The sequence below is a fragment of the Nesterenkonia pannonica genome, from assembly GCF_019575955.1.
GTDB lineage: Bacteria > Actinomycetota > Actinomycetes > Actinomycetales > Micrococcaceae > Nesterenkonia > Nesterenkonia pannonica.
The window spans coordinates 1,199,719-1,219,027 of sequence record NZ_CP080575.1; the positions used below are offsets into that span (position 1 = coordinate 1,199,719).

The window sequence follows — 19,309 nt, forward strand, 5'->3', positions numbered from 1 at the left end:
CGGGAGGAATAGCCGTTGAGCGAAGTCGACGACGTCGTCACCGAGAGTGGCGGTGATGGGGCTGAGGTGCTGAGCTGGATCGAATCCTTCGGCACCGGCACTGAGAACGACACCATGCTGCGATTCACGCCCTCGCAGCACAACGCAGTCGATCTCACCGACGCCAACTCGTCCGGGCTGATGCAGCTGCTGGGCGGGAGGCGCACGAGACTCTCGACCCTGCTGAACGATTCCGCAGTCTTCACCCCTGCGGCGAAGGCCGCGGCCAACATCCGTGCAAAGATCCGCGAGATGCGCGACGACCGCGGCATCGAGACCGGGTACATGGCATGCGGCATCGCTTCGTGGACGGAGCACGACGCCTCCGGCGGGTCCACCTTCACTGCGCCCGTCATGCTCATCCCAGTCACCCTGGGGACGCGAAGCGACAGCGGCGACTACGACCTGCAGTTCACCGGCCCCGCCCGGCTGAACCCAGCCCTGGCTCGTCACATGGCCACCGTCCATGGGGTGGTCCTGAGCCCGGACGAGTTCTACGCTGCCGGTTACGTCACGGCACGCTTCGACTACCAGCGCACCTCGGCGCTGCTCCAGAAGACCGTCTCAGCGACGAGCAGCGATGAGGAGGCGCAGGCTGAGGCGCCGCCGGAGACCTGGAGTCTCTCCAGGTGTGGAACCAGATCTACGTCTCGACATTCGCCGACCTCGCCGACCTCGGCAACCCGCAGACGCTGAGCCTCGACCACCCCGTCATCTCGGCCATGGCCGCAGGTGAGCCCCTCGGCCAGCGGGACGCCGAAGAGGCCCAGGCGGCGATGCCTGCTCCCGATGACCGTGCCCCTGAGACCGAGCGGCTCGTGACCGACGCCGACGCAGACCAGCAGGAGGCGCTGGACGCGATCATGGCTTAAGCACGTCCGTGGTCGTCTCTGCGCCCCCGGCACCGGTCAGACCCAGACCGCCGTCAACGCGGCCGCCGGACTGGCCTGGGCCGGCAGACGTGTTCTGGTGGTCGCGGAGCGCACAGAGACTCTGTCGGAGTTCAGTAAGCGCCTCTCCGCCGCCAAGCTGGGAACCCTGGCCGTGCACGTTCCTGCGGCAGCCGACCCCTCAGCGCTGCGGGATCAGGTCATACGAGCCATCAAACGGGCCGAACGAGCCGAGCCCCTCGCCTCTCGGCGGTGCACAGGAAGCTGACCAGCGCGCGCCACCAGCTGAGAGATCACGTCGCGAGCCTGCACAAGGTCCGTGACCGGTGGAGCTGCTCTCCATACCAGGCCATGCAGGCACTCGCGGCGCTCACCAGCCTGAATCCGGCCCCGGCCACCTCGGTGCGCCTGCGCCGCTCCGTGCTGGACAACACGGTCGAGCGCTCGCCCGCGGCAGTCAAGCTCAAGCGGGCTGCCGAGTTGGGGCCTTCTCGGAGTCCACGCGCACCAGCCCATGGTTCGACGCCCGCCTGAGCAACCGGCAGGAGACGAAGGACGCGCATGACCTCGTCAAGCACCTGCGCGATGAGCTGCCGGAGCTGAAGGCCCAGATGGAGAATGCGTGCCGCAGCGCAAGCCTCCGTATGGGGATTCGTTCGCGGACTGGCACGCCCAGGTCCTGCTCTTCCAGCAGGTCCAGGAGTCGCTCGGCAAGTTCAGCCATGACGTGTACGCCCGCGACGTGCATGACCTGATCGCGGCGACTGCGCCCGGCTGGTGGAGGCGCCAGCACGGTGTGGAGATGAGCTCCATGAACCGGTCACGGCTGCGCCGGGTCGCCAAGGAGTACATCCGGCCCGGCGTGTCCATCAACGATCTGCACGGCTCACTGGTCGATGTGCAGGCTGAGCGCGAAAGCTGGCTGAAGCACGCCCAAGGAGACTCGCTCCCAAGGTGCCGCCCAAGCTGGACGCCCTGGTCGACGGCGTGGGCGAGGTGCAGACCCGTCTGCAGAAGCTCGTCTCAGGCTTGGCTCCTGCGGGTGAGGACGAGCAGACTCTCTTCGACCTGCCTGCCGAGGAGCTCTTTGCGACCGTGGAGGCTCTCGCGGAGGACGAGCGGTCCCTGCACACCCTTCCTGAGCGCACGCTTCTCACCGAGCAGCTCCGTGAGCAGGGCTTCGGGAGCTGATCGACGACTTCGCCTCGCGCGAGGTCGAGCCAGGCCGGGTGGCCGACGAGCTGGAGCTGGCGTGGTGGCAGTCCGCACTGGAGGCGATGATCTCCGGCGACGAGTACCTGGCCATGACGGCTTACGAGAACCTGCGCACCATCGAGGCGGAGTTCGCGGAGGCTGATGCGGCGCACATCGCCACCGGGGCCCAGCGGCTCACCCACGATCTCGCCACGCGGTGGAAGGCAGCCCTCGAGGACCATCCTGAAGAGGCGGGGCAGCTGCGCGGCCTGCTGAAGAACGCAACGCCGTCCGCGGAGTCGCTGCAGCAGATTCCGGCCTCTTTGGTTCAGCCTCTGGTGCCGCTGTGGACGACGTCCCCTCTCGGGCTGGCAGAGCACCTGCCCGCCGCTCCGCGGACGCACCGGGCTTCGACGCGGTGATCCTCCTCGACGCGGAGACCCTCGCCGTGCTTAAGCCGCTCTGGGAGCCATTTCCCGCGCCGATCAGGTGGTGGCGTTCGGAGACCCTGTCTCGGGTGCGCCCAAGCCCTTGGCCGTGTCCGCGGACCCCATCGCGCGGGCCGCGGAGGCGCACGTTCCCGGCTCGATCTGCACCGAGCTGGCCAGAGTGCTGCCGGTGCACCGCCTGCGCCAGGTCCATCGAGGCGTCGACCAGGAGCTCACTGCGCTGCTCTCGGACCACCTCTACGACGGCGACCTCGTGCGGCTGCCCGATGCTTCGCAGCTGACAGGACTCAGCAGGCGCGTATCTGTGGAGCACGTCAGCGCAGCCGCCTCAGGCGGCCGCGAGACGGTGGAGTCGCCCACAGCGGAGGTCAACCGAGTGGTGGACCTCGTCTTCGAACACGTCCGTCGGAATCGAAACCGCTCCTGGCCGTGGTCACCGGCTCGGCATGGCACGCCCAGCGAGTTGCCGATGCCATCAGGCTGCACCTGGCGAACCATGCCTGGGCATCGTCCTTCTTCGAGCACGGTGCTGCAGGCGTCCCGGGCGGATCCGGCGCCGGGGCAGCAGGCGAAGGCACAGGAGAGAGCTTCGTCGTGGCGCCGGTGGAGCGTGCCCACGCCGTAGTGCGCGACGACGTCATCTTCTCCCTGGGCTTCGGCAGAACGCCCCAGGGCAAGTTTAAGCAGCGGAGCTCGGCGAGCTCTCCGGACCTCGAGGGCGTGAGTACTTTGCGCAGGCGGTGACACGGGCTCGGGGCCTACTGACGGTCGTCGTGTCCCTGACTGCTGACGAGCTCCGCGAGACGGACCTGGACCAGGGCGCGGCCCTGCTTCCTGAGCTGCTGAGCCTGCAGACTGACTCTTCAGAGGCAGCCAGAGGCTCCGATGAGCTCACCGACCCGCTCGTGCTGGACCTGGTGGACCGGATTCGGGCGCGCGGCGGGCGTGTCGAGGACGCGTTCCGCGGGACGATGGACCTGGCCGCCTGTCCGCGAAAGATCTCGCTTACCGCCCAGGTGACACCGGTGGCGATGATCTCGGACGGCACCGCCGCGTACGCGGCACAGTCCGTCCGCGAGCGTTCTCGGCTGATCCCGCAGCGGTTCCGGAGCCTCGGGTGGGAGTGCATGGTGCTGTGGACCATCGAGGTGTTCTCCGATCCGCGTCGCATCACCGAGTTGGTGGCCGAGAAGGTCGGCCTGTCGTCCGGACCCGAATTCGCAGAGGGCGGGCGTGCCAGACTTCCTCGACTCCGCGCCTCCGCCTAACACCGGCCCGCTGACATTCGGCGGCGCTGCGGATGCGTCGAATTCCTCCAGCCGTGTGCCGCAGCGTCAGTGGCTGAGCCCGCGGCAGCGCGGCAACCTCAGCCGATGACGGGCGATGAGGGCCGGGTGCGGCAGAGGAGGACGGGCCGCGGACGACGTCGCGTCACGGTGCCAGGCACCTCGGGGCAGTCGGAAGCGGCGGAGTCCCAGCCCTGGGTGCCGCTGACGGCAGAAGCGGTCCTGCCTGCGCGGGAGACCGATGAGCGGGCGGAAGCGCTCAAGCGCGAGCGTCCTCCCCACTGGGGCTGAGTCTTCCACCGACTCAGGTGCCGCCGCCTCGGCGCGCCGGTCGCGTCAGGAACCGGGTTCCTGCTGCGCGTGACGGCAGACGCTGCGACAGCGTGGAGCCATGATTGCCAGCTCGCGGACGCGCGTGAATGATCGTCGCACATCGCCCACGTCGGCTCGGCACGCGGCGCCTGACTCCATGCCCTTCGTGCCGCGCCTACCGCGTGCGCCCCAGGTGCGCTCCGCTGCGATGCCCGCACCGGTCAGCCCCGCCCGCCGAGGCGCAGCGTCACCGCGCAGAGGCGGTTCGCCCAGCCCTCGCAGACCTCCACGCGTGCGACGGAGAATGCGCGGATCGGGGTGCCGCGAGCGCTGCGACGCTTCCGCGCCCCGCTGGCCCTGCTCATGGGGGCCGCGGCGCTAGTCGCCGTGCTCATGGGCCAGCAGGGCGGGGCCTCGGACACGGTGACAGCCGTGCGGGTCACCGTCGACGTGCCGGCGGGCGAACTCCTGAGCGCCTCTATGCTGGAGGAGGATCAGGTCGACGCAGGGTCGCTGCCTGAAGGGTACGCCCACACGGCCGAGTCGTTCGAGGGGAAGCGATGGCTGCGCCCCTGCCCGCAGGAGCGGTGCTCCACCCGGCCCAGCTGGTGGGCCCGGGCCTTCTCCAGGGCCATCCGGTAAGCACGGTGGCGGTTCCTGTCCGTCCTGCAGACACAGCAATCCTGGGCTTCATGTCCGCGGGCCAACGCGTCGATGTGCTTGCCTCATCGGACGCGCCCGAGGGCGAGTCTGCGGCTGCTCGAGTGGTCGAAGCCGCGCCGGTGCTCTGGGTTCCGCAGGGAGGAGACGAGACCTGGCTCGGCAGCTCGGCCGACAGCAGCGATGTGGTCATCCTTGGGGTGGACGCTCAGACGGCAGAGGATGTCGCCGAGGCCGGATATCGCGGCAGGCTGGACCTCGTTCTCACCAGCGCCTCGGGCGAGGCCTCGGAAAGCTCCTGATCAGGAGGCAGTCGCTGCGGCCGACGAGGAGGCGGAGCTGGATGACGACGAACCGCCTGAGGACGTCTCTGAGCCGGAGCTCGAGGCGCTGGAGCCGCTGGCGGAGTCAGACTTCTCCGAGCTGGCCCCGGCAGAGTCGGAGCTCCGCCGCGGGCGTCGTTGCGGTAGAAACCGGCGCCCTTGAAGGCGACCCCACATTGCCGAACTTCTTGCGCAGCACCCCGAGCATTCGGGGCATGCGGTCAGGGCGTCATCCTCGAACGACTGGTAGATGTCGAAGGCATGGCTGCATTCCTTGCAGGCATAGGCGTACGTCGGCATTGAAACTCCATACTCGGCTCTCGCTAGGTGTGAGCACTCGGATTGTCCGAGTGCCGATTATATGCCTCGCCCAGCGCTTCGAGGCCCTTCTCGGTCACGGCAGCCTGCACCCGCAGATCATGGGCCTCCACAGGAAATGATCCAGCCCTGAGCAGCTCGTCGTGGTGGACGACGCCGATGACCTCGCAGCTCAGCTCAGGGTCTGCGGCGCGCAGCTGCGACAGTGAGCTGAGCGTGGTGTCGTAGAAGCCGCCGCCCTGCCCCATTCTGGCACCCGACTCATCAATGGCGAGCGCTTAAGCACCAGCAGGGCCACGCGGCCGGAGGCCAGGCTGGGCAGGTCTGCGAGGCTCATCTCTGATCCGGGGAATGTCGGGCTCGCGCAGAGGCAGCACGGGATGCTCCCGAAGGGGCGTCTCTGGGGTCCATCGCCCCCATTGCAGCTCCCGGCTCCCGTCGTGCGGGGTGAGAGGAAGAACGACGATTCCGCCACGCTCAGCATGCCGCCGGAGGAACGGAAGCACGTCGGGCTCTCCGGCGAACGGCAGGTAGCCGACAGCGAGGGCCGATGGGTCAACGTGAGACTCCAGAGCGTCGGACATCAGGCGTGCCCGTTCGGCCGTCTCCTCGTGGGTGATCTGGGCTCTGCGCGCACGCAGCCTCCGCCGGGCCTCCGCTTTGCTGTCAGAGGCGCCGCTCAGATCCATGAGTCGATCCACATCCGCCATTGCCACTCATCGTAGGGGATCAGCTCAGCCGTCCACACCGGCCAGAAGAAGATCGAGACGGCGATGCTCAGCAGCGTGAAGCAGGACACGAGCACCGTGTTGCGCTGCCGCACGGAGGGCCGCGTCGTGTCCCCCACCTGAGGACGAGGGCCGCAAGGATGGTCACCGCAAGGATCAGGAACGGGTGGAAGCTGATCGTGTAGAAGAAGAACATCGTGCGGTCGGGGAAGAGGAGCCACACCGCATAGCCTGCGGCGAAGCCTGAGAGCACAGCTCCGCTGCGCCAGTCCCGTCGTCCGAGCCACAGAAGCAGGACAACGGCAGCGGCGACCGCTCCGGTCCACCAGATGAGGGGTTGGCGAGGTCGACGACAGCGGAGGAGCAGCGATCTGCGCCGCAGGTCTCTCCGGTGTGCTCGTAGACCTCCCTCTGCCCGACCCCTGATAGTGCATCGAGACGGGGCGGCCCATGAAGAGCCAGGTCCAGGGAGCGGAGGCGTAGTCGTGTCCTGTCTCGAGCCCTGTGTGGAAGTCTGCGGCAGCCGCGTGGTAGTTCCACAGTGAACGCAGAGCACCGGGCACCAGCGTCGCCACCCCTCAGCGGGGTTCTCCTCGTGCCAGTTCCTGCCCCACCCGCCGCTGGTGGCAAGCCACCCTGACCAGCTCAGAACATAGGTCAGGAGTGCCAGCGGCAGAACAGTGGCCACCGCGGGAAGCCCGTCACGCACCAGACCGCTGGCCAACCACCGCCGGACTCCCACGGTGCGGCGCGCCTCGACGTCCCAGAGCACCACCATGATGCCGAATACCGGAATGAAGGCGAGGGCTGAGAGCTTCACCGCCACGGCGCAGCCCAGCAGGACTCCAGCGGCCAGGCGCCAAGGCCGCAGCGCCAGCCGGGGCCCCCACGCACGCTCAGCAGCGCTGAGCTGCTCACGATCCCGCGAGGCCCACTCCGCCAGCCTCCGACGCGTGCTGTACCTGTCGGCCAGCAGGGCGCCGAATGCTGCCAGGACGAAGAGCATCAGAAAGATGTCCAGCAGCGCGGTGCGCGACATCACCAGGTGGTGGCCCTCCACCGCCGTGAGCAGGCCTGCGAAGCCGCCCAGGAACACGGAGCGGAACATTCGCTGCGCGATCAGGGCGATGAGCAGCACTGCCAGGGCGCCCGCCACCGCGGAGGAGAAGCGCCACCCGTAGGCGGTCTCGGTGCCGAAGATCCTCAGACCGATCGCAATGAGCCACTTGCCCAGGGGCGGGTGAACCACATAGGAGCCTTCATCGGATGGGCGAGGGTCCCCGGCGATGAACTGGGCATCGTGATTCTCCGGCCAGGCCAGCTCGTGGCCTGCGGTCATGAGCGCGTACGCATCCTTGGCGTAGTACGTCTCGTCGAAGATGAGAGCCCGAGGGTTGCCGAGGTTCCACAGCCGCAGGGCACCGGCCAGCAGGGCCAGCAGCACCGGCACGACCCATCCCCACAGGCCTGGGACGTACGGCGCTGCGCTGAGCCGCTGCTCCCACAGGGCGCGCCGCCGAGCCTCCGTGCCCCCGGACGGGGTGGTTGGGACCGGGTCAGAGCTGTCACTGTGGGTATCCTACTTTCGATGAGCATCGCTCCGGCTGACCCCGGCCACACCGACCCCGACGACCAGCTGTGGGACACCCCTGTGGTGCTCGCCGCCACCCCGATCGGAAATCTCTCCGACACCACCGACCGGCTGCGGGAGCTGATCCGCACCGCTGAGGTCATTGCCTGCGAGGACACGCGGCGCACCAGGCACCTCATCAGCGGTCTGGGCCTCAGCACACGGGCGAAGCTGGTGAGCCTCCATGAGCACAATGAGGCCGCACGGAGTGAGGAGCTCGTGCGCCAGGCAGGCGAGGGAGTCAGAATTCTTGTGGTCTCCGATGCGGGAATGCCCGCAGTCTCGGACCCCGGATTCAGACTGATCGCAGCGGCAGTGGAAGCGGATGTGGCATTCACCGTGGCGCCCGGCGCATCGGCTGTGACAACAGCTTTGGCGCTCTCGGGGCTGGCGACGGATGCGTTCACCTTCGGCGGGTTCATTCCGCGCCGAGAGTCCCAGAGGCAGCGGCTCTTCGACCGCCTCCGGTCGGAGGAGTGGACGACGGTGCTCTTCGAATCGCCGCATCGCATCTCTCGCAGCGTCGACGCGCTGGCACAGGCGCTGGGCCGTGAACGGCGCGCCGCGGTCGCTCGTGAGCTCACCAAGCGCTACGAGGAGGTTCTGCGCGGGACTCTGGGCGAGCTCTCCCGTGAGCTGGAGGAGCGCCAAAGTGCAGGCGGCATCAAGGGCGAGATGGTGCTCGTGCTCGCCGGGGCCGCGCCGGGCGACGACGGATCGGCTCAGCTGACCGAGGCGGAGCAGGTGGAGGCGCTCGCGAGCGTAGTGCTGCGTCGGTGCGAGGAGGGGACGAGGCTCAAGGATGCCGCTAAGCAGGTCGCGGCGGAGCAGCCATGGGCGAGCATCGCATCAGCAGCCGAGACCTGTACCAGGCCGTCCTGCAGCGGCGCGAAGCTACCGAGCAGTAACAGGCGACGGGCTGTTCTGGCCCGCCGCTGTGCGGAATCTGATGGTTAGACTGACCAGGTGAATGCGACCAGTGACGCCCCAGTGAACCCTGCTGCGCCTAAGAGCCCCATCTCTGAGGCGGCCACCGAACAGGTCGTGCACCTGCCGGACGACTCCAACGTCACCGACGGTGTGCTCGCGCTGGCTGAGCGCCTACCCGAGCATGCGGTCTACGCGGTCCGCAACGGTGCCGATGGGTGGCTGGACATTTCGATCGCGGGCTTTCTGAGCACCGTCCGAGGTGTGGCCAAGGGTTTCATAGCTTCGGGCGTTGAGCCGGGGACAGGATCGCGATCATGTCCCAGACCTCCTATCCGTGGGCTGTGGTGGACCAGGCCGCGTGGTTCGCGGGTGCAGTCTCCGTTCCGATCTACGAGACTGCGTCCACGCATCAGGTCTCTCATGTGCTGGCCAACTCCGGCGCCAAGCTGGTTCTCGTCGGCGAGGAGTCGCTGAGCGCGAAGGTGCGCAGCGCCGCAAACATGGTGCGCGCCGATGTGACCATCCGCTCCATGGGCAGTGTGGCTGCTCTGCATGAGCTCGCCGAGGGCGGGGCGTCGGTCACTGACGCCGAGCTCGAGCAGGCGCGCACAGCACGCACTCTCGACGACGTCGCGACGATCGTCTACACCTCCGGCACCACCGGCAAGCCCAAGGGTGCGCGCATCACGCACCGCAACCTCGCAGAAGGCGTGGCGAACCTGCTCGACTTCTCCCGAGACATACTCGGTCACGGGGAGTCCAGAACGCTGCTGTTCCTGCCGCTGGCCCATGTCCTCGCCCGCGCAGTTCAGCTGGCGTGCATCCATCGCGGCATTCAGGTCGCCCACACCGGAGACACCAGCACCCTGATTGAGGACCTCGGGACCTTCCGGCCCACCTGGCTGCTGGCTGTGCCGCGCGTCTTCGAGAAGGTGTATCACTCTGCGGCGGCCAAGGCTGAGTCCGAAGGCAAGGGCGGCATCTTCCATGCCGCTCGGCGGACCGCCATCGCCTACTCGCAGGCCCGACAGGATGAAGCCGACGGGACGGGTCGCGGTCCCTCGGCCGCGCTGCAGGCCAAGCATGCGGTGTTCTCGAAGCTGGTCTACGGCAAGCTGCATGACCGCATGGGCGGATGCGTCACCCACTTCGTCTCGGGCGCCTCTCCGCTGAACTCCGAGATCGGCCACTTCTTCACGGGCATCGGGCTTCCGGTCCAAGAGGGGTACGGGCTGACCGAGTCCACGGCCCCGATCACGCTGAACACCCCGGGGCGACCCGCATCGGCTCGGTGGGGCTGCCGGTTCCGGGCAACAGCGTGCGCCTGGCCGAGGACGGCGAGATCCTCCTGCGGGGCCCGGTGATCTTCGACGGCTATCACCGCGATGAGGAGGCAACCTCGGAGACCTTCGACGAGGAGGGCTGGTTCCGCTCCGGCGACCTCGGCACCTTGGATGCTGACGGGTTCCTGACGATCAGCGGACGCAAGAAGGAGCTCATCGTCACCGGGAGCGGCAAGAACGTGTATCCGACGCCGATGGAGGAGACGGTTCGCGCTGATTCGCTCGTCGCCCAGGCCATTGTGGTGGGAGACGGCAAGCCCTTCGTGGCCGCGCTCGTCTTCCCGGACCCGGACAACCTGGCGGGCTGGGCGGAGCGGCACGGATACGGCTCCGGACTGTCCATCGGTGAGGTGCTGGAGCACGAGGAGGTTACCCGGCACTGCGTGCCCAGGTTCAGGCCCGCGTGGATGAGGCGAACGACCACGTGTCACGAGCGGAGTCGATCAGGAAGTTTGAACTGGTGGATGCCGAGCTCACGGAGGCATCGGGGCATCTGACACCCAGCATGAAGCTCATCCGCCAGAAAGTGGTGGCGGACTACGCGGACACTGTGGAGTCCCTCTACGCGGAATGAGACACTCCGGCGAGTAAAGTGTGGTCCCGTGGATATTCAGCACCTGTACTCCGAATACATCGGCCGCGCTCAGCAGGTCCTCTCGGCCTTGGGCCTCGAGGGCGACGTCGTCCAGCTGGACACGGTCTGCCTGGAGGTGAGCAGCCACGAGCGGTACGACCAGCTCAAGGCTCAGCTGACAGAGGAGGATGCGCGCCTGCTGTCCGAGAAGGAGATCAGCGGTCGACTCATTGCTGTCTTCGCGCCCGGCGCTCCGGTCGGAGGGGCCGGCAGCCGGTGGTTCGCCAGCTTCGTGGAGATCCCGCAGCCGAAGAGCGGTGCTGAGCCGGACGCCGAGGGCGTGAAGCACGTGCAGTTCGTCACGCGCACCGGCATTGAGGCTTTTCGTGAGAAGCACGAGCACATTCGCTTTGTGGAGCGCGGCAGCTCCGCCAATCGGCTGCTGGAGACCACTCATCAGGGCACGGTTCTGCGTTTCCATGACAAGAATCTGGGGCCGTCATCGAGCAGGAGAAGGCTGCCGCTCTTCTGCCCCCGGTGGAGTTCGCAGTCCCTGGTCCGATGAGGGAGGCGCTGGTGAGTGCCGTGGAATCCGGCGAGAAGACTGCCACGACGTCGCTGCTCGCCGAGTATCAGGCCTTCGGAGAGGCGCTTCCTGCGGTCGGGGATCGAGGTGTGGTGGTTGACTCGGACAACCAGCCTACCTGCGTCATCGAGGTCACCGACGTGCAGGTCGTCCCGCTGAAGGACGTCTCCCGCGCCCACATCACCGCCGAGGGAGAGGGCTTCGACGATCCGGGCCAGTGGCGTGCGGCCCACCGGGAGTTCTGGGACTCGGCCGAGGTCCGCGAGCACATCGGTGAGGACCTGGAGATCAGCGAGAGCACACTGGTGGTCCTGGAGCGATTCCGCACTCTTCCCTAGGAGGCATGGGCTCCTCCCGCGCTCCTCTGCTTCTGAGTGAGGAGCCGGGCCCCGCTTACTGGGGCAGTCACAGGAAGGGCCCACACCTCTGCGCGCTCCTCCAGCGACGTGGCGAGCTGCGAGGCGTGAGCGGCGTCGTGGGCAAGAAAGAACACAGTTGGGCCGGAGCCTGAGACGATGCCCTGCATGGCTCCCTCTGAGAGCCCCAGATCCAAAAGGTCGTCCAATTCTGGAAGCTGGCTGACGGCAGGGGCCTGGAGATCGTTGACCATCAGGGCGGAGAGCGTCTCGGCGTCCGCCTGGGAGACCGCTCGCACCAGGTCCGGGTCAAGATCGGGATCCTCGGCGCGCACGCCGGCCTGCTCGCGCATGGAGTCCAGGGTGCGGTAGACCCCGGGGGTCGAGAGCCCCACCGAGGCTGGTGCGATGACCAGATGCAGCGTTCCGCGGTGCAGCAGCGGCGAGAGCTCGTCTCCCACGCCCTGACCGGCGGCTGCCCCGCCCATCAGGGCGAAGGGCACGTCTGCGCCCAGTTCGGCACCGATCTCGGCGAGCTGCTCTTTGGACAGCCCGGCGTTCCACAGTGCCGAGCATGCGACCAGGGTGGCTGCCGCGTCCGCGGAGCCGCCCCCATGCCCCCGGCGACGGGCACGTTCTTCACCAGGGACAGGTCGACGCCGTAGCTCGGCGGCTCGCTGCCCAGCCACGGCCCAGAGAGCACCCCTTCGCGCTGCTGCCTGACGCGATCGCGCAGCAGTGCGGCAGCCCGGTAGGCGAGATTGCGCTCGTCCAGGGGTATCTCAGCCTAAGCACTCGCTCACCGGTGCTCTCATCGAGCAGATCCACGCCGGAGAACACGGAGCGTTCGGAGATGCTGACAGTGATGGCCTCGTCCTCGCGAGGCGAGGCTGTGACTCTCTCGTACATAGACACCGCGCAGTAGAGGGTGGCCACCTCGTGGTACCCGTCCGCGCGCACAGGGCCCACGCGGAGGCTGAGGTTGACCTTCCCGGGGCTTCCGCCGTCACATGCCCGAAGAGCTGACTGTCTCGCATAGTGCCCCCAACCCTAGACGCAGGGCCTGACAAGGTTCCTGACCCCACGCTGGCCCTCGCCTGGGAGAAGTCACAGCTCGCGCAGAGCGGCAGCCAGATGAGCGAAGGCTTCGACGTTCAGGGTCTCACCCCGGGCTTGGGGGAGATGCCTGCCTTCACCAGCGCCTGCTCGGCGGCACCGGGGAGCTACCAGCGAGGACAGGGCCGCACGCAGCGTCTTGCGACGCTGGGCGAAGGCCGCGTCGATGACGGCGAAGACCTCGTCGCGGCGCACCTGTGCGCTGACCGGCTCGCGCCGGTCGAAGCGCACCAGGCCGGAGGAGATCCGCGGCTCCGGCCAGAAGACACGCTTGCCGACCACTCCGACCTTCCTCGTGTCAGTGTCCCACGCGGCCTTCACGCTCGGCACTCCGTAGATCTTCGAGCCCGGCTCGGCGGCCATGCGGTCGGCAACCTCCTCCTGCACCATCACCAGCCCCTTGGTGAGCGAGGGCAGAGCCTGCAGCAGGTGGAGCACGACGGGTACGGCAATGTTGTAGGGCAGGTTGGCCACGAGCACCTCCGGCTCGCCCAGGGCCACGGGAGGCCCGGCCTCGCGCACGGCGGCATCGCCGAAAGAGGAATGGTGACCTATCACCCTGCCGCTGAGCGTTCCTGCACGGATCTTCATCGCGTCCTGCCGCACCACCGTGAGGTGATCGGCGCTCTCGGGACGGAAGGATCGGATCGTCTCCGGAAGCTGGGCGGCGAGCTTGGGGTCGATCTCCACGGCCGTGACATGGGCGGCCTCGTCCAGGAGCCCCAGGGTCAGCGAGCCCAGGCCCGGGCCCACCTCCAGCACGTGCTCATCGCCGCGCAGGTCCGCCAGTCCGACGATGCGTCGAATGGTGTTCGGATCGATCACAAAGTTCTGGCCCCACTGCTTGGTGGGGCGGATGCTCAGCCGGGCAGCCAGCTCGCGGACGTGCGCCGCCGAGAGCAGAGGTCGGGGAGACTCGGAGGGAGCGGAGGCGACCGCATCGGCGCTGGACCCGCTCATGTCCACGTCCCGTAGGCCTGGGCGGTGTTGAGCATGACCTGCTGGCACAGCCCGGGCAGGGCAGCCTCGCGCACCTGAGCCATGCGTCGCATGGTCTGCGGAATCATGTAGGGAGCGTTGGGCTGACCGCGATAGGGGTGCGGGGTGAGGAAGGGGCAGTCGGTCTCGACGAGGATGAGCTGGGGTCAGCCTCGCGGAGCCTGTCCCGTATGCCTTCGGCGTTGTTGAACGTCACGGTGCCGGCGAAGCTCATGTACCAGCCGTTCGCGTTGCATATCCTGGCCAGCTCGGCGTCCCCGGAGTAGCAGTGGAAGACGACTGCCGCGGCAGCGCCGGGGCGTCCTTCAGCACGCGGACGACATCGGCGTGCGCCTCGCGGTCGTGGATCTGTACGGGAAGCCCGCGCTGAGCGGCAAGCGCCAGGTGGTCGTAGAAGGACTCCTTCTGCGCGGCCCGTCCGGCCTCTGCGGTGCGGAAGAAGTCCAGCCCCGTCTCTCCCACAGCGACCACATGCTCGGCCTCCGCCAGGGTCGTAATCTCCTCGAAGGCAGAGGCATACTTGCCCTTCTCCGCCAGCTGCGGAGCATCGTTGGGGTGCAGGGCCACCGCGGCTTTGGCGCGCGGGTCGGTCCGAGCGGCCTCGACGGAGAAGCGTGAGCTGGCGACGTCGTACCCCACCAGCACGGCGCCGCTGACGCCGACCTGCTGGGCGGCATCGAGATGCTCTGCCACGGTCACCTGGACCTGCCCGTCCCGGAAGTCCAGGTGAGCATGGTTGTCGATTACGGGAACAGGGAGCGGCTCCGGCGCTGGAGGGTAGTCGAGGCGCCGCTTCCGGCCCGACTTCTCCTCGGTAAGCTCGCGCACCGGCCCGCGCTCGCCGAGCGGCTCCGCCGCAGCGGGACGATAGGCGGCAGGGATCTCACCGGGGGTCACAGCTGATGGGCTCACACCGCCGGAGTCTACCGAGCGGGCGGCCGCTGCCGCTTGATGAGGAGTCATACGAGCTGGACCAGCCCTGTCACCAGCGCCATGACCGCGCCGAGGAAGGCCAGCGCGATCACAAGCCTGCGCACAGTGCCCGCCGCGACGCGCCTGCTGAGATGCCCGCCGATCCAAATGCCGACCAGGATTGCTATCAGGCAGCCCAGCCATACGGTCCAGTGGAACTGGGGAGTCTGATTCCCGCTGAAGGTGAGCTTGCTGCTGAGCGCGCCCGCAGAGATGGCCACCCACAGCGGCTGGAGCGTCGCGGCCATACGGTGGGGTTCCACCGGGCAAGCACCGCGTAGATCGTCATGGCAGGGCCGCCCACGCTTACCAGCACGGTTCCGGCGCCTGCGCTTACGCTTACCAGGATGCGCGCTGCGGGGCCGTCGTGCGGCTTCCTCCCACCCAGGAGGCAATGATTCCGGCTGAGAGTCCCAGGATCACCAAGGTGGCCACCACCACGTAGAGCACACCTACGTGGGAGCGTTCAGCGACCCATGCGAAGAGCGGGGTGACGAGAACCGCCGCGGAACGATCCACGCGATGCGCCGCCATTCGATGTCTCTCCACACGGCGGCGAGCATGATCAGAGGCATGGCCCCGCCGAGGATGTTGGTCAGCATCACACCGGAATGGGGGCCGAGCATCACGACGAAGAAGGGTGAGACGACCATGGCGAAGCCCAGGCCGGTCACGCGCTGCAGAGCCGAGGCCACCACCACAAGCCCGACGACGGCCGCCGGTATGAGCAGCTCGCTCACCCGGAGACGAATTCTTGGGTGGAGATATCCCGTTCGGGCTCGGAGACCGTGATCTCGTAGGGGCCGCTCTCGCGCAGCCAGGTCAGCTCGTATCCGGTCAGGTTGGTGATCTGGCGGGTGAACAGTTCGCGCCCACGGTCGGCGAGGAGCTCGTCGTGAATGGGGATGACGGTCTTCAGCCCGTCGAAGCCGCGCACGAACTCCACCTGCTCCTTCATCGCCGACCAGGGGGCCATGATCGGCAGTGCGAGGACATCGATGGAGGGCGGGGTGCTCTCCAGGGCATCGCCCGGGTGGAAGAGGGTCGGCTCCTCCGGGTGGGTGATCACGTAGCCGACGTTCCTCACGCGCGGGATGTCGTCGTGGATGACGGCGTGATCTCCTCCCACGACCTGCACCTGCAGCCTACCGACGGCGAACTTCGCCCCAGGAACCACGTGCTGGACACCGGAGAGACGGACAGCCTCGTCCGTGTCAGTGGGCGCGCGGACGGCGGCGTCCGGGTTGGCCTCCACCAGAGCGGCAGCATGCTCGGGGTCCAGGTGGTCCGGATGCCGGTGGGTGATGAGGATGCCGTCCAGCCCCTCTGTGCCGTGCCACGCATCGGAGAACGCCCTGGGTCCAGCAGCACGCGAGTGTCTGCGGCTTCGATCAGCAGGCATGAGTGTCCCAAGTGTGTGATCTGCATACGACTGATCCTACGTGTCGGCCTGAACGTCCGCCGGGCGATGAGCTGAGTCTGGACTGATTACCGACTGCGGGCGTCGAGTCAATACCCTGTTTCTGTGGCACATCTATTGGGCGCCGAAGCCCTGCATCTTCAGTATCCGACGCACACTGTGTTCGAATCGGTCACCATCGGGGTCAATGAGGGCGATCGGATCGGGATCGTGGGTCGCAACGGCGGAGGAAAGTCGAGCCTGATGGCGATGCTCTCGGGCCAGCTGCAGCCCGACGCCGGGCGCGTGACACGTCGCAGCGGCGTGCGCTTCGGCGTGCTCGACCAGTCCGACGATCTGAGTGCGACAGACACCGTGGGCTACTCCATCGTCGGGGACCAGGCGGACCACGAGTGGGCATCGGACGCGAAGATCCGTGATGTGATCTCCGGCCTGGCCTCGGACCTCCCGTGGGATCGTCCGGTGGCGGAGCTCAGCGGGGGCAGCGCAGGCGGGTCGCTCTGGCGAAGCTCCTGGTCGGCGAGTGGGACCTGATGGCCCTCGACGAGCCCACGAACCACTTGGACGTCGAAGGCATCGCATGGCTCGCCGGGCACCTGAAGCGCCGCTGGGCGAAAACCTCCGGCGGACTGCTGGTCATCACTCACGATCGCTGGTTCCTCGACGAAGTGTGCACCACCACCTGGGAGGTCCACGACGGCATCGTCGAGCCCTTCGAGGGCGGCTACGCGGCCTACGTGCTGCAGCGCGTGGAGAGGGACAAGCAGGCCGCAGCGGTGGAGGCGAAGCGCCAGAACCTGATGCGCAAGGAGCTCGCCTGGCTGCGTCGAGGGGCCCCGGCCCGCACCTCGAAGCCAAAGTTCCGTGTGGAGGCGGCCAACCAGCTCATCAACGATGTTCCGCCCCCGAGGGACAGTGTGGAGCTGAAGAAGATGGCGACCGCGCGCCTGGGCAAAGACGTGGTCGACCTCCTGGGAGTCTCGGTGGCGTTCGACGGGCGCGTCGTGCTCAACGATGTGACGTGGAGGATCGGTCCGGGGAGCGCACGGGCATTCTGGGAGCCAACGGTGCCGGCAAGTCCACCCTGCTGGGGCTCATCGCCGGAACCGTCGAGCCCACCGAGGGCCGGATCAAGCGGGGCAAGACGGTGAAGGTCGGCATCCTGGATCAGCAGTTCTCGCAGCTGGCTGAGATCGAATCCGATCGGGTTCGTGAGGTCCTCGCCCGGGAGAAGACGGTTGTCGAGGTGGAGGGCAAGGAGACGACGCCCTCCCAGCTGCTCGAACGGCTGGGGTTCTCCCGCGCTCACCTGTCCTCGCGAGTGGGCGATCTCTCGGGAGGTCAGCGACGGCGGCTTCAGCTGCTGCTGGTGCTGCTGAGCGAGTGCAACGTCATGATTCTCGACGAGCCCTCCAACGATGTGGACCTCGACATGCTCGCAGCCATCGAGGACCTCCTAGACTCCTGGCCTACCACACTCATCGTCGTGTCGCACGACCGGTACCTTCTCGAACGGGCCACCGATCAGCAGTATGCGATCCTCGGCGGATCGCTGCGCCACGTGCCCGGGGGTGTGGACGAGTACCTGCAGCTCCGGGATCAGCAGTTTACGCCGTCCGCTGCCCCGGGAGCCGCGGCGAATCAGCGCCTCTGAGCCCCAGCGGGCCGAAGCCCGAGAAGGACGCCGGCGTCTCAGGCGCGGACCGGCGGGCTGCGCAGAAGGAGGCGTCATCGATCGAGCGGAAGCTGGAGAAGATGCAGGCCCAGGTGAACGAGCTCGATGAGCGTCTGGCTGCCCATGACCAGAGCGACTTCGAGGGGCTGGCTGCCATCACCGCTGAGCGGCAGCAGGTCCAGGACCAGGCCGATGAGCTGGAGAGCAGGTGGCTGGAGCTCGCTGAGATCACGGGATAGGCCTCAGGGGCCCTGCGGCTCCAGGTCGTCACTGGTGAGGACCCAGTCAGGAAGGTCTGCGCCGAACGCTTCAGCAGTTGCACCGTCAGTGGTCAGCGACCAGCGCACGAGCCCGTCGACTTCGGCTTCGTACTTGTCCCAGTTGAACCAGCTGATCAGCCGAATGTGCTCGAACCTCTCGTGCACCTCCTCCGAGAAGACCTGCTGCCACCAGCTGCGCCGGATCGCGAGGCCGCGTTCGTCGTCGGCGTCCGCGGAGACGAACGCGGCCGTCTCAGGGATGGCCATCGGCTTGCCCTGTTCCACCGCGTACTCCGTATAGAAGTCGGGGAAGACAGTGTCATCTCCGCCGAGCCCGTCGTAGGAGCCTGTCAGCTGGTCGGTGAGCTTGCCGGGCTCGGGCATGCTGTCGGTGCCCCAGGGGTAGGAGTCGCCCCAGTGATAGATGGTCATGCCTACCCAGTCGACGACGTCATCGCCGGGATAGTAGGGGCGTAGGGGTCGTCGCCCTCGGTGAGGTGGCCGTCGCCGTCGGTGTCGAGGGCCGCGTGGTCCGCAGAGCCTGGCTGGGCATGGTGACCGCCGCCCGAGTAGGGGTACCCGCCGGCGTAGTTGGGCGCCCAGAGCATCTCGGTCGCCGGAGCGGCGCTGACTGCCTCCGCCACCTCCCTGAAGCTGCGCACGTACTCTTCGGGCTGCTGCCCCCATGCATACCAGGAGCCGTTCATCTCGTGGGCGTATCTGAGCAGGACCGGCACTCCGGATTCGTTGATGCTCCGGAGTACGCTCACCAGCTCCTCGATCACCTCAGGGGTGACGGCGCCCAGACCATCGACAGGCTCCACAGTGAGCATCAGCACGCCGTTGAACTCGGCGATCTGGTCCGCTGCTGCGGTGACGTTCTCCACGTCCCCTCGTCCCACGGAAGCTCCACGAACGAGACCGCAGCGCCGGGCCCGACCCCGGTCGTCTCGGCGAATTCGCGGAGGGTCTCCACGCCCCAGTCAGGGTTCAGCCCGAACACAGTTCGCCCCTCGGGAAGCAGGGCCGAGGGAGGAATGGCGGAAGCCCGTGCGTTCACCTCGTTCTCCTCCCGCGCGGGTACTCGAGTCAGGGCTGCCCAGTGTGCGGCATGCCTCAGAGGTCCCGCTGAGGCCAGGATCAGTTTGCTCTGAGGGCCGCGGTGGCCGCTACCCTGACAGGGAGCGCATCCATACTGGCACAGCCGAGCTGGCCATGACGTCGTCACCTGCCCCGAAGGAACTCGTGC

The 19,309-nt window shown here is 67.6% G+C and carries 24 protein-coding genes and 5 pseudogenes; 17 read left to right on the top strand and 12 right to left on the bottom strand.

Annotated elements, in window-relative coordinates; all coding sequences use genetic code 11:
• Positions 1–15: 15 nt before the first annotated feature.
• The 12 genes from K0H76_RS08745 to K0H76_RS08800 all read left to right on the top strand — a co-directional run bounded on the left by K0H76_RS08745 (position 16) and on the right by K0H76_RS08800 (position 5,132).
• Positions 16–735, top strand: coding sequence for a DUF4011 domain-containing protein (locus K0H76_RS08745; protein WP_258935164.1), 720 nt, complete (start codon positions 16–18; stop codon positions 733–735).
• On the top strand, positions 669–911 hold the full coding sequence (locus K0H76_RS08750) for a hypothetical protein (RefSeq protein ID WP_258935165.1): 243 nt from the start codon (positions 669–671) through the stop codon (positions 909–911). Before K0H76_RS08745 ends, K0H76_RS08750 begins: the two co-directional genes overlap by 67 nt.
• A 97-nt stretch (positions 912–1,008) precedes the next feature.
• Positions 1,009–1,197 (top strand): hypothetical protein, encoded by a 189-nt coding sequence (locus K0H76_RS08755; RefSeq protein ID WP_258935166.1) that lies wholly within the window; start codon positions 1,009–1,011, stop codon positions 1,195–1,197.
• Complete coding sequence (locus K0H76_RS08760) at positions 1,182–1,463, top strand: hypothetical protein (RefSeq protein WP_258935167.1); 282 nt, start codon at positions 1,182–1,184, stop codon at positions 1,461–1,463. Before K0H76_RS08755 ends, K0H76_RS08760 begins: the two co-directional genes overlap by 16 nt.
• A gap of 420 nt (positions 1,464–1,883) precedes the next feature.
• A complete protein-coding gene (locus K0H76_RS08765) occupies positions 1,884–2,120 on the top strand; it encodes a hypothetical protein (protein ID WP_258935168.1) in 237 nt (78 codons plus the stop codon).
• A gap of 38 nt (positions 2,121–2,158) precedes the next feature.
• Positions 2,159–2,545, top strand: a complete 387-nt coding sequence (locus tag K0H76_RS08770) for a hypothetical protein (protein WP_258935169.1) — start codon at positions 2,159–2,161, stop codon at positions 2,543–2,545.
• A gap of 67 nt (positions 2,546–2,612) precedes the next feature.
• Positions 2,613–3,197, top strand: coding sequence for a hypothetical protein (locus K0H76_RS08775; RefSeq protein ID WP_258935170.1), 585 nt, complete (start codon positions 2,613–2,615; stop codon positions 3,195–3,197).
• Entirely contained in the window at positions 3,176–3,316 is a 141-nt protein-coding gene (locus K0H76_RS08780) for a hypothetical protein (protein WP_258935171.1), read from the top strand. Before K0H76_RS08775 ends, K0H76_RS08780 begins: the two co-directional genes overlap by 22 nt.
• A 29-nt stretch (positions 3,317–3,345) precedes the next feature.
• Positions 3,346–3,840 (top strand): hypothetical protein, encoded by a 495-nt coding sequence (locus K0H76_RS08785; RefSeq protein ID WP_258935172.1) that lies wholly within the window; start codon positions 3,346–3,348, stop codon positions 3,838–3,840.
• A gap of 69 nt (positions 3,841–3,909) precedes the next feature.
• Entirely contained in the window at positions 3,910–4,149 is a 240-nt protein-coding gene (locus tag K0H76_RS08790) for a hypothetical protein (protein WP_258935173.1), read from the top strand.
• A gap of 339 nt (positions 4,150–4,488) precedes the next feature.
• A complete protein-coding gene (locus K0H76_RS08795; RefSeq protein WP_258935174.1) occupies positions 4,489–4,812 on the top strand; it encodes an SAF domain-containing protein in 324 nt (107 codons plus the stop codon).
• Entirely contained in the window at positions 4,779–5,132 is a 354-nt protein-coding gene (locus tag K0H76_RS08800) for an RcpC/CpaB family pilus assembly protein (protein ID WP_258935175.1), read from the top strand. The genes K0H76_RS08795 and K0H76_RS08800 overlap by 34 nt, the downstream gene beginning before the upstream one ends.
• Here K0H76_RS08800 and K0H76_RS08805 read toward each other — a convergent pair whose 3' ends face one another.
• From K0H76_RS08805 to K0H76_RS08815, 3 genes and pseudogenes are all read right to left on the bottom strand, one after another.
• Positions 5,133–5,453 carry an FmdB family transcriptional regulator gene (locus K0H76_RS08805; RefSeq protein ID WP_258935176.1) on the bottom strand — a complete coding sequence of 107 codons (321 nt, stop codon included), beginning with the start codon at positions 5,451–5,453 and terminating at the stop codon, positions 5,133–5,135. It abuts the gene before it with no gap.
• A gap of 23 nt (positions 5,454–5,476) precedes the next feature.
• Positions 5,477–6,160: pseudogene (locus tag K0H76_RS08810) on the bottom strand (hypothetical protein).
• A gap of 88 nt (positions 6,161–6,248) precedes the next feature.
• On the bottom strand, positions 6,249–7,643 hold the full coding sequence (locus K0H76_RS08815; RefSeq protein WP_258935177.1) for a phospholipid carrier-dependent glycosyltransferase: 1,395 nt from the start codon (positions 7,641–7,643) through the stop codon (positions 6,249–6,251).
• A gap of 144 nt (positions 7,644–7,787) precedes the next feature.
• Here K0H76_RS08815 and rsmI point away from each other — a divergent pair, with 144 nt between their 5' ends.
• From rsmI to K0H76_RS08835, 4 genes and pseudogenes are all read left to right on the top strand, one after another.
• Complete coding sequence (rsmI, locus tag K0H76_RS08820) at positions 7,788–8,786, top strand: 16S rRNA (cytidine(1402)-2'-O)-methyltransferase (protein ID WP_258935178.1); 999 nt, start codon at positions 7,788–7,790, stop codon at positions 8,784–8,786.
• A gap of 287 nt (positions 8,787–9,073) precedes the next feature.
• Positions 9,074–10,599, top strand: a pseudogene (locus tag K0H76_RS08825) (long-chain fatty acid--CoA ligase).
• A 105-nt stretch (positions 10,600–10,704) separates the two neighbouring features.
• The gene (locus tag K0H76_RS08830) at positions 10,705–11,241 is read left to right on the top strand and encodes a VOC family protein (protein WP_258935179.1); all 537 of its coding nucleotides are present in this window, start codon (positions 10,705–10,707) and stop codon (positions 11,239–11,241) included.
• Between the two features lie 11 nt (positions 11,242–11,252).
• The gene (locus K0H76_RS08835) at positions 11,253–11,600 is read left to right on the top strand and encodes an ASCH domain-containing protein (protein ID WP_258935180.1); all 348 of its coding nucleotides are present in this window, start codon (positions 11,253–11,255) and stop codon (positions 11,598–11,600) included.
• Here the strand turns inward: K0H76_RS08835 and K0H76_RS08840 are convergent.
• The 6 genes and pseudogenes from K0H76_RS08840 to K0H76_RS08865 all read right to left on the bottom strand — a co-directional run bounded on the left by K0H76_RS08840 (position 11,597) and on the right by K0H76_RS08865 (position 16,107).
• A pseudogene (locus tag K0H76_RS08840) lies at positions 11,597–12,587 on the bottom strand (4-(cytidine 5'-diphospho)-2-C-methyl-D-erythritol kinase). The gene K0H76_RS08835 and the pseudogene K0H76_RS08840 sit on opposite strands and share 4 nt — an antisense overlap.
• A 138-nt stretch (positions 12,588–12,725) precedes the next feature.
• Positions 12,726–13,694 carry a 16S rRNA (adenine(1518)-N(6)/adenine(1519)-N(6))-dimethyltransferase RsmA gene (gene rsmA / locus K0H76_RS08845; protein WP_258935181.1) on the bottom strand — a complete coding sequence of 323 codons (969 nt, stop codon included), beginning with the start codon at positions 13,692–13,694 and terminating at the stop codon, positions 12,726–12,728.
• Positions 13,691–14,645: pseudogene (locus K0H76_RS08850) on the bottom strand (TatD family hydrolase). The gene rsmA and the pseudogene K0H76_RS08850 overlap by 4 nt, the downstream one beginning before the upstream one ends.
• Before the next feature lie 47 nt (positions 14,646–14,692).
• Entirely contained in the window at positions 14,693–14,953 is a 261-nt protein-coding gene (locus K0H76_RS08855) for a hypothetical protein (protein WP_258935182.1), read from the bottom strand.
• Positions 14,954–15,157: 204 nt separating this feature from the next.
• Positions 15,158–15,445 carry a hypothetical protein gene (locus tag K0H76_RS08860; protein WP_258935183.1) on the bottom strand — a complete coding sequence of 96 codons (288 nt, stop codon included), beginning with the start codon at positions 15,443–15,445 and terminating at the stop codon, positions 15,158–15,160.
• The gene (locus K0H76_RS08865) at positions 15,442–16,107 is read right to left on the bottom strand and encodes an MBL fold metallo-hydrolase (RefSeq protein ID WP_258935184.1); all 666 of its coding nucleotides are present in this window, start codon (positions 16,105–16,107) and stop codon (positions 15,442–15,444) included. The genes K0H76_RS08860 and K0H76_RS08865 overlap by 4 nt, the downstream gene beginning before the upstream one ends.
• A 123-nt stretch (positions 16,108–16,230) precedes the next feature.
• Between K0H76_RS08865 and K0H76_RS08870 the strand changes: the two are divergent.
• Positions 16,231–18,039: pseudogene (locus K0H76_RS08870) on the top strand (ABC-F family ATP-binding cassette domain-containing protein).
• Between the two features lie 3 nt (positions 18,040–18,042).
• Here the strand turns inward: K0H76_RS08870 and K0H76_RS08875 are convergent.
• The 3 genes from K0H76_RS08875 to K0H76_RS08885 are packed head-to-tail and all read right to left on the bottom strand — an operon-like array spanning position 18,043 to position 19,120.
• Positions 18,043–18,492 (bottom strand): hypothetical protein, encoded by a 450-nt coding sequence (locus K0H76_RS08875; RefSeq protein ID WP_258935185.1) that lies wholly within the window; start codon positions 18,490–18,492, stop codon positions 18,043–18,045.
• Between the two features lie 2 nt (positions 18,493–18,494).
• Positions 18,495–18,962 (bottom strand): glycoside hydrolase family 26 protein, encoded by a 468-nt coding sequence (locus K0H76_RS08880; RefSeq protein WP_258935186.1) that lies wholly within the window; start codon positions 18,960–18,962, stop codon positions 18,495–18,497.
• Positions 18,893–19,120: a hypothetical protein gene (locus K0H76_RS08885; RefSeq protein ID WP_258935187.1), complete on the bottom strand. Its 228-nt coding sequence runs from the start codon at positions 19,118–19,120 to the stop codon at positions 18,893–18,895. The genes K0H76_RS08880 and K0H76_RS08885 overlap by 70 nt, the downstream gene beginning before the upstream one ends.
• Positions 19,121–19,309: the final 189 nt, after the last annotated feature.